This is a genomic window from Methylomonas sp. MED-D (assembly GCF_050276835.1).
GTDB classification, from domain to species: Bacteria; Pseudomonadota; Gammaproteobacteria; order Methylococcales; family Methylomonadaceae; genus Methylomonas; species Methylomonas koyamae_A.
In genome coordinates this window covers 3,329,359-3,345,290 of the sequence record NZ_CP189965.1, presented here as the reverse complement: position 1 = coordinate 3,345,290, position 15,932 = coordinate 3,329,359, and the positions used below count along the sequence as shown (strand labels likewise).

Here is a 15,932-nt window from a genome sequence, read left to right as displayed (position 1 = left end):
AACGCAAGCCGGCGATTTTAGCGAAATTATCGGCCGATGAGAAATTCCAGCAAGGCCTTTTGGGCGTGCAAGCGGTTCTCGGCTTCTTGAAAAACCACGCTTTGCGGACCGTCGATGACCTCGGCACTGACTTCCTCGCCGCGATGGGCCGGCAAGCAATGCATGAATAGCGCGTCGGCATGCGCGGCCGCCATCACGTCGGCGTTGACTTGAAAATCTCGAAAGGCGACTTCGCGGTGCTTTTGTTCTTCTTCCTGACCCATGCTGGCCCAGACGTCGGTGACGACCAGATCGGCACCGGCGGCGGCAAGCTCGGGACATTCGAAAAACGCCACGCGTTGGTCGGCGGCATCGACGATGGCTTGATTCGGCCGGTAATCGAACGGGCAGGCGATGTTCAATTGGAAGTCGAACTGGCGGGCGGCGTTAATATAGGAATGGCACATATTGTTGCCGTCGCCTATCCAGGTCACGGTTTTGCCGGCGATGTCGCCGCGTTGCTCGAAATAAGTCTGCATGTCCGCCAGCAATTGGCAGGGATGTTTCAGGTCGGTCAAGCCGTTGATGACCGGTACCCGCGAATATTGGGCAAACGTCGTGACGGTTTCGTGCTTGTGAGTGCGCAGCATGATGCAGTCCACCATACTGGAAATCACTCTGGCGCTGTCTTCCAGTGGTTCGCCGCGGCCCAATTGGGTATCGCGCGGCGACAGGAACAGCGCGGTGCCGCCGAACTGGGCCATGCCGGCCTCGAAGGAAATCCGGGTGCGGGTCGAGGACTTTTCGAAAATCATCGCCAGCACTTTGCCTTTCAGCGGCTGGTAATCGGGATCGCGGTGTTGCTTGAGCGCGATGGCTCTGTGGATCAGGGCGCGGAGTTCGGCGCTGGACAGATCCAGCAAACTGGTGAAGTGTCTCGGTTGCATCGTGGATTACCTGCTGAATTCCTGTATGAGTGCCGACAAAGTCCCGGTCAGCATGGCGATTTGCGCGTCGTCGATCACGAACGGCGGCAGTAAACGTATCGTGTTGTCGGCGGTGACGTTGATCAATACGCCTTGTTCGAGAGCCATGCCGACCAGTTCGCCGCAGGGACGATCCAATTCGACGCCGATCATCAAACCTTTGTGACGAATCGCGGCGACATGCGAATTCCCGGCCAGCGCCTGGCTCAGCGCCGCGTGAATTTGCGCGCCCTTGGCTTCGACGCTATCGAGCAGGCCGCTGCCGGTCAATGTGTCCAGCACCGCCAACGCCGCCGCGCAGGCCAGCGGATTGCCGCCGAAGGTCGAGCCGTGGTTGCCGGCCGTCAATACATCGGCCGCCTTGCCGCGCGCCAGACAGGCGCCGATCGGCACGCCGTTGCCCAAGGCTTTGGCCATCGTACAAACGTCGGGCAAGATACCGTTGTGTTGATAGGCCAGGAAGCGGCCGGTACGGCCGACGCCGGTTTGGATCTCGTCGAGTATCATCAGCAGATCGTGGCGGTCGCACAGCTCGCGTATCCGGTTCAGATAGTCGGGCGCGGGAATGTTGACGCCGCCTTCGCCTTGCACCGGTTCCACCATGATCGCGACGATATTGGCGTCCGCCGCCAACTCGGCTTCTATGGCTGGAACGTCGTTGTAAGCCACGTGGCGAAATCCGGCCAGTAGCGGCGCGAAGCCCTGTTTGATCTTGGTGTTCCCGGTCGCGCTCAGCGTGCCCATCGTCCGGCCGTGAAAGCTTTTTTCCATTGTCAGCACCACCGGTTCGTCGATGCCTTTTTGGTGGCCGTATTTGCGGGCGATCTTCAACGCCGCTTCGTTGGCTTCGGCGCCGGAGTTGCTGAAAAATACGTTATCCATGCCGCTCAATTCCGCCAGCCGGTCGGCCAGCTGAGCTTGTAGGCCGACGCCGTACAGGTTGGACGTATGCAACAGGGTCCGGCTTTGCGCGCACAGCGCGTCGGCCACCGCCGGGTGGGCGTGACCGAGGCTGCACACCGCGATGCCGGCGACGGCGTCGAGATAGCGTCGGCCGGTACTGTCCCACAACCAAGCACCTTCGCCGCGTGCGAAGGTGACGGATTGGCGAGCATAGGTCGGCATCAGGTGACTAGTCATGGGCGGATTCGCTATCGTCAAATGGAAAGAGGTTTTCTTTAAAAAAAGCGCGCGATTATATTTTTTTGAGGTCTGCTATGCAATGCCTGATTCGCCGGTCGGGAACATTGCCGGTTGCGCCGGGTTAGCGCGGCGAGTCGTAGCGGCGGGGCGAAGCGGAGCAATCTGTTCCGGATCGGTCGTTTTGACTTGGTTCGGCGCGGGCCGCGGGGCGTGTCGCCAAGCGGTTTCCCAACGGCATTTGCGGCGCGCGCGGAGCGGAGTCGATACGTGGATGGGCTTAGTCTTAGCTCTAGCGCCGGACGGTCGGGCGAGCGCACTCCGAAAATGTCCGATATATGAGAGTTGTTATAAACCTGTAACATTGATGGATTAAAGTCGTCTGCATTTAGGCTCAGCGGTTGGTTTTCGAACAGACGCCAACAAGGGACTTGCATTGAACGACAACGACTACCTCCTCGACGATAAGAAACACATCGTATCGATACGGCTGAACAATTTCGACCGGATCGCGGTGCGCTCGACGGCGGCGCGCTTGTTTGTCCGGGAGTCCGAGCTGTACCGCTTCGCGGTTTATCATTTATTGCACCGCTTGCATAAGTTGCACGACGATACCTGTGTCGGCAGCGATTTGTTGCCCTTATTCCTGGAATTCAAGGACGAGATCAACAGTCAACTGGGTTTGAACAAGCATCAACTGTTCAAGATCTTCAATAGTCGCACGCCCGATCCTAACAAATTCGTGGCGATGGCCGACATCGAACTGCTGCTGTTGCCTTTGCATGCGGTTAGGCAGCGCTTGCAACAAATGCCGGACGCGGCCGCCCAACGCCAGCCCGATACCTATGCCTGGTTGTTCGCTTATCTGCGCGAAAAATACCACTTCCGCGACGGCGAAATTCCCGCTCCCCGCCCGGTGGAAGTCGATCCGGACGACGGCGCGGTCGACTGATTGCTCACGCCGCCGCAGTTCCGAGGAATTCCCGGTGCCAAGTCACGAAGTCGCCCGGCGTCAACGGTCTGGCGAAGTGGTAGCCCTGTACTTCGTGGCATTGATGGCTTTTAACGCATTCCAGTTCGGCCAGATTTTCAACGCCCTCGGCGATGGTTTCCAGGCCCAGGCTATTGCCCAGCGCGATGATCGCCTTGACGATAGCTTCGTTGGCCGGCGTGTTTTCGATATCGCGGATAAACGATTGGTCGATTTTGATTTTGTTGATCGGGAAGGTGCGTAGATAACTCAGACTGGAATAGCCGGTGCCGAAGTCGTCGATGGCCAGTTTGACCCCCAAGCTCCGCAGTTCGCCCAGAGTTTGCGCGGCGCGGTCGGCGTGGGTCATCACCGCGCCCTCGGTCAGTTCCAGCTCCAGGTGTTCGGGAATCATGCCGGTTTCCGCGATCAACTGCGCGACTCGTCCCGCGAAACCGGGCTGTTCGAATTGCTTCGCCGAAATATTGACCGACATCCGCAGCGCGGGCAGGCCGGCAGCGATCCAGCTCAGGTGTTGCCGGCAGGCCTGGCGCAGCACCCAGTCGCCTATGTCGTGAATTTGGCCGGTTTCCTCGGCGATCGGAATGAATTCGGCCGGCGAAATCGCGCCCAACGTGGCATGCTGCCAGCGCAACAAGGCTTCGACGCCGACGACCCGCTGGTCGCTCAGTTGAATTTGCGGTTGATAGTGCAACGAAAATTCACCGTTGCCGAGCGCGCCGCGCAATTCGGCTTCCAGTAGCATGCGTTCCCGCAAGCCGTCGTCGAAATGTTCGGAGTACAGCGCATAGCGATTGCGTCCAAGTTGCTTGGCTTGGTACATCGCGGCGTCGGCCTTGCGGATCAAGCCTTCGGCCGAGCTGTCGTGCAGCGGATACAAGACGATGCCCATGCTGGCGGTGACCTGCAAGGCGTGGTCGTAAACCGGCATCGGCTGGTCCAGCGCGGCGACGATATGGTCGGCAACGGTGGTCGCGGCGGTTTCGCCATCCAGATTCGGCAAGATAATGACGAATTCGTCGCCGCCTAGCCGCGACACGGTGTCGCTATGGCGGACGCACTGGGTCAGTCGCTCGGCCACGGTTTGCAGCAGGCGGTCGCCGACGCTGTGACCCAGGCTGTCGTTGATGTATTTAAAGCGGTCCAAATCGACGAAAATCAGCCCCAGCATCCGCCCACCCCGTAGCGCGCCACGGCAGGCTGTCTCCAGTCTGTCCTTAAACAGCAGGCGGTTCGGTAGGCCGGTCAGTTGATCGTAATGGGCCAGCAAGTACAGATCGCGCTGTTTGCGCTGGGTGATTTCCTCCAGCAGCGCGTGGCCGGTCGCCATGCCGGCGTAAGCGCCGTCGCGCAGAATGATGAAGCCGTTAACCATGTGGCGCATCCCGGCATCGATAATGATCCGCGCCACGTCATCGATGCCGGCGTTGATGTCGACCACGATGGGGTTGGCGTCCATGATTTCGGCGATGCGCTTTTTGTACAGCAAATCGCGGGCGAACGGTCGCAGAAAAATTTCGATGATCCGGCCCCGGTCCATAATGCCGACCGGCATCTGTTCGGCGTCAACGATGGCGACCGCCGGCAAATCTTCGTGGCGGATGAAGTGATCGAGCACATCGACGCAACGGCTGTTCCAGGCGATCGGTTCGACATGGCTCAGCAGGCGTTTGACCGTCGCGGTTTGGCCCGGCGTTTCGTCTAGGGTTTGGTCTTGCCGATGTTTGCGGGCGTCGTTGAGGGCGAGTTCGATGGAATGAATCGGAAACAGCATGAGGCACGCATGGGCAGGGGCGACGACGGCCCAGTATACGAGGGCGGCGTTACGGTTTTATGACGCGGCGCGGACTGGACAGGCGAGGGCGGCTTGGCTATGCTCCGCGCCTGTTGTCGCCCATGCCAGGAGTTGCCCACATGACCATCAGTCCCGCGATATTTCCCCCATTGATCCGCGCCGTTCAGGCCGACATCGCTGCCAACGCCGAGGCTGTTACCGAGTTGGATCAGGCGATAGGCGACGGCGATCACGTTTTCAACCTGCAACGCGGCTTGCAGGCCTTGGCCGAGCAGGCCGACGCGATCGCGCCGCTGGATTGGCCGGCGGCCTGGCAAAAAATCGGCATGACGGTGATGGCGGCGGTCGGCGGCGCGTCGGGCTCGTTGTACGCGACCTTGTTCATTGCGCTGCACAAACACAGTCGGGATAGCTCTGTGTCCGGCTTCGCGGCGGCGTTCGCGGCCGCCGTCGAGGCGGTCAAACAACGCGGCAAGGCCGATGTCGGCGAAAAAACGATGCTGGACGTTTGGGTGCCGGTGGCGCAGGCTTTGCAACAGGATGCCGAAGCCGGCAAATCGCTGGACGAATTGCTGGATCATCTTTGCCAAGTCGCGGCGGCCGGCGTCGAAGCTACCCGCGATATGCTGGCGACCAAGGGCAGGGCGTCGTTCTTGGGCGAGCGTAGTCTGGGCCATATCGATGCCGGCGCCAAAACCGCGCAATTGATCGTCGCGGCGGTGGCCAGGGTGTTGAAAACGGCCTAATTCGGGTGGAGTGTCAAATCTTGATTTGACAGCGTTTCCTCAACAGCCCCAGCGCAACGCGGCGGTATTGACCGGCGCGTCCCACAGTTTCAGCATTTCCTCGTCCAGCACGGTCAGCGTTAGCGAGGCGCCGGCCATGTCCAGCGAGGTTGTAAAATTGCCGACCAGCGAGCGTTGCACGGTCAATCCGCGCCGGCCGCATTGCGCGTGAGCCAACTCGTAAAGCAAATGCAATTCGATCAATGGCGTACCGCCGAAGCCGTTGACGTGCAACAGCACGTTTTGGCCGGCGGCCGGCTGCAACTCGTCGAATAGATGCTGGGTCAATTCGGCGACGATGTGGCTGGCGTCGGCCAGTTTGACGGTTTCGCGGCCGCGCTCGCCGTGGATGCCGACCCCCATCTCGATTTCGTCGTCGCCAAGGGTAAAGGTTGGATGGCCCAAGGCCGGTACCGTGCAACTGGTCAGCGCGACGCCCAGCGAGGCGGTGGCCGAAACGACCCGTTCGCCCAAGGCTTTGCAAGCCGCCAGATCGTAGCCTTGCTCGGCCGCCGCGCCGACGACTTTCTCGACGATGCTGGTGCCGGCCACGCCGCGCCGACCAATGGCGTGGGTCTTGGGCAGAGAAATGTCGTCGTTGACCAGCACGCTGGCGTTGGGGAGGTCCAGCATCTCGCTAGCCATTTCGAAATTCATCACGTCGCCGGCGTAATTTTTGACGATGAACAACACGCCGGCATCGCCGTCGACGGCCTGAGCGGCGGCGATCATTTGATCCGGCGTCGGCGAGGTGAACACCTGGCCTGGACAGGCGGCGTCCAGCATGCCGAATCCGACGAAGCCGCTATGCAAGGGCTCGTGGCCGGAGCCGCCGCCCGAAATCAGCGCTACCTTGCCGGGCTTAAGGTGCTTGCGACGCACGAAATGCGGGGTTTCGTTCAGGTCGACGATGTCGGCGTGGGCCTTGGCGAAGCCGCGCAAACTGGTGGTCAACAAGCTGTCCGGGCTATCGATGAACTTTTTCATGGTCACTCCTTGGTTTGCTGGTCAGGCGGCCAGTTCGCGCAACATCCGGGTCACGTCGCGGATATCGGGCACCACCCAGGTTGGGCCGTAGTCGGTGGCTTCCACGTCTTTTGCGCTGGATACTCCGGTCAGAACCATCAAGCTGCGAATACCGGTGCGCACCGCGCCGAGGATGTCGGTGTCTAGCCGGTCGCCGATCGCGATGGTCTGTGCCAGCGGCGCGCCGAGTAACTCGATGGCTTGCCGGTAGATGATGGGCTCGGGCTTGCCGATAATCATTGGCTGTATGCCGGTTGCCGCGGTCAGCGCCGCCAGGATCGCGCCGTTGCCGTGAGTAATGCCGTGCTCGGTCGGCAACGATATGTCGCCGTTGGTACCGATGAAATGCGCGCCGGCCCGCAGATTGAGGGTCGCGGTCGCCAGTTTGTCCCAACTGATTTCCCGGTCCATGCCGCAAACCACCAAATGCGCGTGTTGGTCGGGTCCGGTTTCGTAGAGGCCGGTTAGCGTAAAGCCCAAATCTTGCAGAGGTTTCCAGGTGCCGGTGCCGCCGATTGCGTAGGCGCGGGTGGTTTGGGGATCGTAGCGCTGCGACAAATACAAAGCGGTGGCCATCCCCGAGGTCAGAATTTCACGCTCGGCCACCGTAACGCCCATTTTTGCCAATTTGGCGACGTATTGTTCGGCGGTCATGCTGGCGTTGTTGGTCGCCAAAATAAACGGCAGTGCCAGGTCGCGCAAGGTTTCGAAAAAGTCGGTCAGGCCGGCTTGCGGCTGGTCGCCGTGCCAGAGTACGCCGTCCATATCGATGATCAGCGCGCGTATGTCGGTAAATGCTTGCATAAAAGTCTCGGTCTTTTTAATTTTTTTAATTTGCCGGGGCCTGGCAAACCGGGATGGTTCGGCCCTTGCGGTGCCGGGCGGGGCTGCGGCGCGCGTGGCGGCACAGAATTGCATAATCGTTGCTCGTCTGTCCAGTTTAGCTGGGAACTGCGTTTTTTCTTGACTTGCCGCCAATAACCTAGTTTAATGCGCGGCTCTTGACGCCCAGGTAGCTCAGTCGGTAGAGCAGAGGACTGAAAATCCTCGTGTCGACAGTTCGATTCTGTCCTTGGGCACCACGAATACCAAGGCCTTGCAGCAATGCAAGGCCTTTTTTATTTCCTGCGACCTGCCGGTTTCGGCTGGGTGTTTTCCTTGCCGAACGCCGGATTCCGCGCGAAATGTTACGACTTGGTTTACACCTGGAAGACAGGATACATGACGGTTTTTGCGGAACGAATCTTGAGCCGACCGGCGGCTTCCCCAAACGGAGCTACGGTCGGCGTCTGCCAGAAGCCTAAATTTAGCCCACTGGCTGGGTGCCAATAGCAGGGCGTATTGTTGCATCGCCCTCCCGCTATTTCTTTCTAAAAACGCTCGAAATACGGCAATTCCGGCGCCAAGCCGGTCGCATCGTGGCGACGGCTTGGCGCCGCTCCGCGCTTGGCGGCCGTGGGTTTGGCGTGAGGTGCGTGGCCGCCGTGAGAAGTGCCGGCGCGACGTTGGCCGCCGGAACTGGCGATCTTAAAAAAGCTCATCAAACTTTGCAATTGCTCGGCCTGACCGGTCATTTCCTCGGCGGTGGAAGCCAGTTCCTCGCTGGCGGCGGCATTTTGCTGGGTGATTTGGTTCATCTGATTCATCGCGGTATTGACTTGGCTGACGCCGGCCGATTGTTCCTGGGAGGCGGCGGCGATCGCCTGCACCAGAGCGGAGGTTTTGGCGATGCTGGGCACGATGGCATCCAGCAAACGGCCGGCGCTTTCGGCGGTGCTGACGCTGGTTTCGGCCAATTGGCCAATCTCCTGGGCGGCGATCTGACTGCGCTCGGCCAGTTTGCGCACCTCGGCGGCGACCACCGCGAACCCTTTGCCGTGATCGCCGGCCCTGGCGGCCTCGATGGCGGCGTTCAAGGCCAGCATATTGGTTTGATAGGCGATGTCGTCGATGATGCCGATTTTGCCGGCGATGCTTTTCATCGCCTCGACGGTTTGCTTGACGGCGGCGCCGCCCTCGACCGCTTCTTGCGAGGCCTTGGTGGCCATGCCGTCGGTGACCTTGGCGTTTTCGGCGTTTCGGCCGATGCTGGTGGCCATTTCCTCGATGCTGGCGCTGGTTTCCTCGACGCTGGCGGCTTGCTCGCTGGACGCTTGCGACAGCGATTGAGAGGTGGATTGGATTTGTTCGGAGGCGCTGCTTAATTGATCGGCGGCCGAAACCACGTCTGTAATGGTTTGGGAGAGCTTGGCGACGGTGTTGTTGAGGCTTTGCTTGACCTGATCGTATGCGCCTTGATATTGGCGGGTGACGGTTTTGGTCAGGTTGCCTTGTTCCATGGCTTCAGCCACGTCAATCGTATCCTTGAAGGCGATGTCCACGGTTCCGGAAAGCTGATTCAGCAGTTCCGACAACTCCTTAGTGAAACCGGCTTTACCGGTAAGATCCATCTTGACGCTAAAGTCGCCTCGGTTGGCCGCCGAGACGATGTCGCGGATTTCTCCGACAATTTGTTTCAAGTTACCGCGCAACTGTTCGACAGTGTCGTTGATGAAAGCCTTTTTGCCGGGAAATCGTTCCAGCGGCGCATCCAAGTTGCCTTCGCCGAATAATTGGATGCAGGCCATGGCTTGTTTCTTGACGGCAATGTGGGCGCTCACCATCTCGTTGACGCCTTGCGCCATGGTTTTAAATCCACCCTTGAATCGGGTAGTGTCCACCATGACATCGATATCGCCTTTTTGGTGTTCGCTGGACATATGATCCATCGCAGCCAGCAAGGCTTTAATGGTGTTGCTCATATGCAGCATCGCCGCCATCACGCTCGAGTTGTCGTTGGCGCGAAGCTTAACGGATTGATTCAAGTCGCCCGTGGCGATGCCGTTGGCCAATTCAGCGACGACTTCAGGCTCGCCGCCGAGGCAGTTCCACAGTTGCCGAAAGCCTTGCAGGCACAAACCAATAACCGCAAGCAAACTAAGCAGATTTAGCGCCGTCGACCACCGCCGCATTTGCGAAACTTCGATATTCAATTGGTTTTTTGCCGAATCGGCTTGCCGTTCCAAAGGACGACTTAATATGTCCAAACTCTCTATCAGTGTGTTGGATCGAGCGTCGAAACCGGTATCCGGTTGCTTCATCGCGCGATTGCCGGCTACCTTGCCTTCGGCAAGATATACGCGGGCCATTTCGATGCCGACATCGTAAAAACGCTCCAATTTCTCGCGGATTTCGTTTACGGCGGCGTTACTTTGCGGAAGCAGTAATAATATTTCATTCAACAAACGCCGGCTTTCCTCGGCATGCCGCTTGGCGTCGTCGAAGCCTTCTTCGTCGCCGGTCGCACTGATGTCGGTTAGATATTGCTGAATTTGCGAAATGTGGTACTGAAGCAAATGCGCGCGATCTACCGCATCGGTGGCATGCTCAGCTTGCCTGTTGAACTCGGCAATGTTGTCGGCAATCCGGAAGCTGACCGTGATTTGTGCGGCGCCGACCAGACTCAGTAGCAACAGCAAGCGAATCCCCGCCGCGCGTAAACTGAAGCGACGCCGTTCGGATTGAAAATTGCCGTTAGGCTGGGCTAGGATTGCAAAGGGATCAGTGTTCATGCTGGCTCCTGATGTGCGGCATCGTCCGCATTGCTGCTAGCCGGTTGTAATCGATGATTTCCCAGACGCTCAAGATGCCGACGGCTTAAAAGTCGCCACCCGACCGCCCGACCGCCCGGCTCGGACGGATTCGGACGGCGAGGCGGTAGCGCTCTAAGCGCGTTGCGCCACTGTGGATTCTAAAATCGCTCGAAATGCTGCAATTCTAGATCCAAGCCCGTTGGATCGTGGTGGCGGGCTGGCGTCGGGCCGAGTTTGATAACCCCAGGTTTGGCGTGATGCGCGTGGCCGCCGTGAGAAACGCCTGAACGATGCCGACCGCCGGAACTGGCGATCTTAAAAAAGCTCATCAAACTTTGCAATTGCTCGGCCTGGCTGGTCATTTCCTCGGCGGTGGCGGCCAGTTCCTCGCTGGCGGCGGCATTTTGCTGGGTGATTTGGTTCATCTGATTCATCGCGTTATTGACTTGGCTGACGCCGGCCGACTGTTCCTGGGAGGCGGCGGCGATTTCCTGCACCAGATCGGAGGTTTTAGCGATGCTGGGCACGATGGCGTCCAGCAAACGGCCGGCGCTTTCGGCGGTGCTGACGCTGGTTTCGGCCAATTGGCCGATCTCCTGGGCGGCGATCTGACTGCGCTCGGCCAGTTTGCGCACCTCGGCGGCGACTACCGCGAAGCCTTTGCCGTGGTCGCCGGCCCTGGCGGCCTCGATAGCGGCGTTCAGGGCCAGCATATTGGTTTGATAGGCGATGTCGTCGATGATGCCGATTTTGCCGGCGATGCTTTTCATCGCCTCGACGGTTTGCTTGACGGCGGCGCCGCCCTCGACCGCTTCCTGCGAGGCTTTGGTGGCCATGCCGTCGGTGATCTTGGCGTTTTCGGCGTTTTGGCCGATGCTGGCCGCCATTTGCTCGATGCTGGCGCTGGTTTCCTCGACGCCAGCGGCTTGTTCGCTGGCGGCTTGCGACAAGGACTGCGAGGTGCCGCTGATTTGCTGCGATGCGTTGCCGAGTTGGTCAGTGGCCTCTCTGACCTCGCCGATGGTTTGCGACAGCTTGATGACGGTATTGTTGAGACTTTGCTTAACTTGATCGTAGACGCCTTGGTAATCGCGGTTAATCGTGCGAGTTAGATCGCCATTTTCCAGGGCTTGGGCCATTTCTATCGTGTCCTGAAACGCCACATTGACCGTATCGGTGATCTGATTGATGCCTTCGGCGACGTTTTTTAAGAAGCCCTGTTTGTCGGCAACGCTAATTGGTCGAAAATTGCCGGCTACCGCGGCTTCGACAACTTGGGATATTTCCCGTTCGGCGTTGACTTCCGCCGAACGCTCCAGCCATTCGATCATCGATCCGCTCCGTCGCCCCTCGTTGTCGTAGGATGGGCTGGCCGTTAGCCGGAAGATCAAGTTTCCCACCTCGATTTGCACAACATGCGGACTGGTTAGATGGGCTAACAAATTGCGTTGATGGGCGGGATTCCGATGGAATACATCGAAATTCCGACCGAGAATATTGTCCGCCGCAAAATCGCTAAACAACTTGCGCATTTCCGGCTCCGAGCGGCGCATCAAGGCCATGGTGGATTTGTTCAGATAGCGAATCACGCCGTCGTTGTCGGCCAACATGACGTTGATCGAGGCGTTATCCAACGTAGCCTTGATGGTTGCGGACTCCCGCGCCGCTTCCGCGAAGCGACGCAGGTTCTCGCGCACCAAGTCGACGGTGGTGTTGATAAAGGCTTTTTTACCCGGCAATTTCGCCATATCAGCGTCGTAATTGCCTTCCCCAAAGGCTTTAAACACGGCCATGGCTTTCTTCTTTACGTCAATGTGGGCGTTGACCATGTCGTTGACGCCTTGTGCCATTTTGCGAAAATCGCCTTGGTATTTTTCAACCGCCATCACCACATCGATATCGCCTTTCTCGTGTTCCTCGGACATGTGATTCATATCGGCGATGAAGCCTTGCAAATTGCCGCGTACCAAGTCGACGGTTTCATTGATGAATACTTTTTTACCGGGCAGTCTCTCGATATCGGCGTTGAAATCGCCTTGACCGAAGGCCGTAAACACCTGCATGGCTTTTTTCTTGACGTCGATGTGAGCGTTGACCATGTCGTTAACCCCTTGCGCCATGGCCTTGAAACTGCCTTGGAAGCGATCGGTATCTACCATGACGTCAATGTCGCCCTTTTCGTGTTCGCTCGACATCCAGGCCATTTGTTCCAACATGTGCTTGATGGTGTCGCTCATGTTTTTCATCTCGGCCATTAAACTGTCCCGATCGTTGTGTTGCAGTTGGAAAGGGTAGGAGAGATCGCCGACGGCTATGCGTTGGGCAACGCCGACAGCCTCGCCCGGCTCCGCGCCTAATTGTCGTAATAGCGAATTCGCTAAACGCCAAGCGAGATAAAAACCAATCCCGATCGATAACAATGTGCCGGCCAGCATCGTATTTTGTAAGTTAGCGCTACTTTGTTCCGCGGACTGATTGGCCGCTTCCGTCAGTTTTAGCGTGCGCGATAACAGTTGTTCCCCGATCGCCTGTAACTTTTTGAATTCAGGATTGACTTGAGTCAATAACAAACGATGGCCTAGTTCGAAATTCCCGGCTTTGATCGCCTCCCATGCGGGGTTACTGGCGTTTTGCCGGTAAACGTCGCGGGCGCTCAGATATTGGTCGAGCAAAGCTTTTTCTTCCGGGCCGATCGGCAGTTTTTGGTATTCATCGAGCAAATCAGCCATTTGCTTGCGATTGGTTTCGGTCGCTTCGATGTGCAGGCTGAGCGGATGATCGTGCAGTTTGGCGTGCGGCGAGGCTGGATCGTGTTGCAGTGCCAGCATGATGTTGGTGCGGTTGTCGTTATTCAGTTGCAGCATTTTGGCCAATAATTGGCCGGGAACGACTTTGCCGCGGTAGGTGTTGTCCATCGACTCGACGACCGCGTTGATGCCTAGCAATCCGCTACCACCCACCGCGACAGCCAGCAAGGCCATGAAAACGATCAAACTCGTCAATCGCCCTTTAATTGTGCTTATCATGGTTAAATTCTCCCAACTGAGTTGAAGAAGATGCCGAACCATAGTCCGGCGTTGATTCACCGTATGCCGTGCCTGGAGCGAGCGGTTGGGTAAGGCTCGCTAGTTGCCGGTTTTGTTTTTAGATCGACAATCGCCTGCCAAACGTTGGCCGATGCGGTCGCGTAAGCGCTGTCGGGTCGGCTCGAATACGTTCGAACTCGCTGATATCCGGATCGAAAGCCGTGCCGGAGGAGGCGGGAGCGTCAGGACTTCCGCCTTAGCCACTAGGCAACTAGAAGCGCTCGAAATGTTGCATTTCCAAATCCAAGCCGGCTTGATCGTGGTGGCGGGCTGGCGTCGGGCCGAGTTTGATAACCCCCGGTTTGGCGTGAGGCGCATGGCCGCCGTGGGAAGTGCTGACGCGACGTTGGCCGCCGGCGTTGGCGATCTTAAAAAAGCTCATCAAGCTTTGTAATTGCTCGGCTTGGCCGGTCATTTCCTCGGCGGTGGCGGCCAGTTCCTCGCTGGCGGCGGCATTTTGCTGAGTGATTTGGTTCATCTGATTCATCGCGGTATTGACTTGGCTGACGCCGGCTGATTGTTCCTGCGAGGCGGCGGCGATTTCCTGCACCAGATCGGAGGTTTTGGCGATGCTGGGCACGATGGCGTCCAGCAAGCGGCCGGCGCTTTCGGCGGTGCTGACGCTGGTTTCGGCCAATTGGCCGATTTCCTGGGCGGCGATCTGACTGCGCTCGGCCAGTTTGCGCACCTCGGCGGCGACCACCGCGAAGCCCTTGCCGTGATCGCCGGCCCTAGCGGCCTCGATGGCGGCGTTCAGGGCCAGCATATTGGTTTGATAGGCGATGTCGTCGATGATGCCGATTTTGCCGGCGATGCTTTTCATCGCCTCGACGGTTTGCTTGACGGCGGCGCCGCCCTCGACCGCTTCCTGCGAGGCCTTGGTGGCCATGCCGTCGGTGACCTTGGCGTTTTCGGCGTTCTGGCCGATGCTGGCGGCCATTTCCTCGATGCTGGCGCTGGTTTCCTCGACGCCGGCGGCTTGTTCGCTGGACGCTTGCGACAGCGATTGCGACGTGGATTGGATTTGTTCGGAAGCGTTGCTTAACTGATTGGTCGCGGAGACGACCTCGGCGATGGTCTCGGACAGTTTGGCGATGGTATTGTTGACGGTGTCCTTGAATTCGCCGAGTTGGCCTTGATAGTTGCCTTTGACGATCCGCGTCAGGTCGCCTTGCTCGACCAGACCCAACACTTCCACCGCTTCGTTAACCGGCAACACGATGCCGTCGATGATGTCGTTGATGCCCTGCACCAATCTGCGGAAGTCGCCTTGGTGCTTGCCGGCGTCGGCGCGGACGCCCAGGCGGCCCTCGGCGGCGGCTTTGATCAAGGTATCGGTATCGGCGATGACGGCCTTCAAATTAGTGCGCACCAGATCGACGGCTTCGTTGATAAACGCTTTTTTGCCGGGTAGTTTTTCGATGTCGGCTTCGAAATTGCCGTTGCCGAACTCTTTGAATACCGCCATGGCTTTTTTCTTGACCGCGATATGGGCGCCGACCATGTCGTTGACGCCTTGGGCCATGGTCCTAAAACTGCCTTGAAACTTGCCGCCGTCCACCACGGCGTCGATTTCGCCCTTGTCGTGTTCGCGAGCCATATGGTCCATGTCGGTCAGTAGGACTTTGATGGTGTCGCTCATATGCTTCATCGCGGCCATCACGCTAGTGGTATCGCCGGCGGCCAAGCGGATTTCACTGCTAAGATCGCCGATCGCGACTCGGTTGGCCAGCGCGGCCACATCGCCCGGTTCGCCGCCCAGTTGGCGAATCAATCCTCTCGTCACAAACCAGGCAATCAGTAGGCTAACCAGCAACGCGACCAGCGCGACGCCAAACATGATGGTTTTGCTGCTGTCGTACAAGTCGTCGGCATCTTTATAGGCCTGTTTCATCCTTTCGTTTTGGAAATCGTTGATTGCTTTCAGACTGGTTACGTAAGCGGTATTGTTGGGCGCCCAGTCTTTCAACAGAAACTCGGTGGCGGCGACCTTACCCTTGGTTTTGTCGGCTAGCAAACTGTAAAAGGTATCGTATTTCGGCCCGAGCAAGTTGCGTTGATTGCCGGCGGCGTCGAGCAATGCGCGGCCCTTCTCGGATTGGATCAAGGCATCCAATTTGGCGAGTATGGCCTTGTTATCGTCGCGATTGACTTGAAGGTCCCGCTTCATTTCCTGAAGTTTGCTTTCATCGTCGGTCAGTAACATATTGCGCATCAGCCGGCCGTTATCCAGCGTGTTTTCGATCATGTCGCTGGTGTATTTCACCTTGACGAAATCTTCTTCCACAATGGATCGGGTGGTCTCGGCCAAATTGCCCATATTGGCGATCCCTACCCACACGATAGCGCCCAGCAGGAGCAACACGACTCCAAAGCTAAGTCCCAGTTTTACTGCGATTTTCATGTTGTTAAACATTGGACCCTCCGTAAAGATTGAATCGACATGTCGGTTTTGTTGACGCCGAATTTGAAACCTTCGGCGAACGAGTGTTCGATGACGTCGAGCGAATTG

At 58.2% G+C, this 15,932-nt stretch carries 10 protein-coding genes and 1 tRNA gene; 3 read left to right on the top strand and 8 right to left on the bottom strand.

The window, feature by feature from the left end; translation table 11 throughout:
* Positions 1–26: 26 nt before the first annotated feature.
* Positions 27–926 (bottom strand): ornithine carbamoyltransferase, encoded by a 900-nt coding sequence (argF, locus tag ACQE3E_RS14815; RefSeq protein ID WP_427500718.1) that lies wholly within the window; start codon positions 924–926, stop codon positions 27–29.
* A gap of 6 nt (positions 927–932) precedes the next feature.
* The gene (locus ACQE3E_RS14810; RefSeq protein WP_313729877.1) at positions 933–2,105 is read right to left on the bottom strand and encodes an acetylornithine transaminase; all 1,173 of its coding nucleotides are present in this window, start codon (positions 2,103–2,105) and stop codon (positions 933–935) included.
* A gap of 436 nt (positions 2,106–2,541) precedes the next feature.
* On the opposite strand from ACQE3E_RS14810, the gene ACQE3E_RS14805 reads away from it, so the two are divergent.
* A complete protein-coding gene (locus ACQE3E_RS14805) occupies positions 2,542–3,057 on the top strand; it encodes a hypothetical protein (protein WP_427500717.1) in 516 nt (171 codons plus the stop codon).
* A gap of 4 nt (positions 3,058–3,061) precedes the next feature.
* Here the strand turns inward: ACQE3E_RS14805 and ACQE3E_RS14800 are convergent, their stop codons facing one another.
* Positions 3,062–4,870 (bottom strand): putative bifunctional diguanylate cyclase/phosphodiesterase, encoded by a 1,809-nt coding sequence (locus tag ACQE3E_RS14800; RefSeq protein WP_427500716.1) that lies wholly within the window; start codon positions 4,868–4,870, stop codon positions 3,062–3,064.
* Between the two features lie 140 nt (positions 4,871–5,010).
* Here ACQE3E_RS14800 and dhaL point away from each other — a divergent pair, with 140 nt between their 5' ends.
* Positions 5,011–5,637 carry a dihydroxyacetone kinase subunit DhaL gene (dhaL, locus tag ACQE3E_RS14795; protein WP_313729879.1) on the top strand — a complete coding sequence of 209 codons (627 nt, stop codon included), beginning with the start codon at positions 5,011–5,013 and terminating at the stop codon, positions 5,635–5,637.
* Positions 5,638–5,676: 39 nt separating this feature from the next.
* On the opposite strand, the gene dhaK is transcribed toward dhaL, so the two are convergent.
* Both dhaK and ACQE3E_RS14785 read right to left on the bottom strand, forming a co-directional pair.
* Complete coding sequence (dhaK, locus tag ACQE3E_RS14790) at positions 5,677–6,663, bottom strand: dihydroxyacetone kinase subunit DhaK (RefSeq protein WP_427500715.1); 987 nt, start codon at positions 6,661–6,663, stop codon at positions 5,677–5,679.
* Positions 6,664–6,684: 21 nt separating this feature from the next.
* Positions 6,685–7,506 carry an HAD-IIA family hydrolase gene (locus tag ACQE3E_RS14785; protein ID WP_064024437.1) on the bottom strand — a complete coding sequence of 274 codons (822 nt, stop codon included), beginning with the start codon at positions 7,504–7,506 and terminating at the stop codon, positions 6,685–6,687.
* Positions 7,507–7,708: 202 nt separating this feature from the next.
* Here ACQE3E_RS14785 and ACQE3E_RS14780 point away from each other — a divergent pair.
* A tRNA-Phe gene (locus ACQE3E_RS14780) sits at positions 7,709–7,784 on the top strand.
* Between the two features lie 288 nt (positions 7,785–8,072).
* Here ACQE3E_RS14780 and ACQE3E_RS14775 read toward each other — a convergent pair.
* The 3 genes from ACQE3E_RS14775 to ACQE3E_RS14765 form a co-directional block, all read right to left on the bottom strand.
* On the bottom strand, positions 8,073–10,313 hold the full coding sequence (locus ACQE3E_RS14775) for a methyl-accepting chemotaxis protein (protein WP_427500714.1): 2,241 nt from the start codon (positions 10,311–10,313) through the stop codon (positions 8,073–8,075).
* 179 nt (positions 10,314–10,492) lie between these two features.
* Positions 10,493–13,360, bottom strand: a complete 2,868-nt coding sequence (locus ACQE3E_RS14770) for a methyl-accepting chemotaxis protein (RefSeq protein ID WP_427500713.1) — start codon at positions 13,358–13,360, stop codon at positions 10,493–10,495.
* Between the two features lie 271 nt (positions 13,361–13,631).
* On the bottom strand, positions 13,632–15,824 hold the full coding sequence (locus ACQE3E_RS14765) for a methyl-accepting chemotaxis protein (RefSeq protein WP_427500712.1): 2,193 nt from the start codon (positions 15,822–15,824) through the stop codon (positions 13,632–13,634).
* Positions 15,825–15,932: the final 108 nt, after the last annotated feature.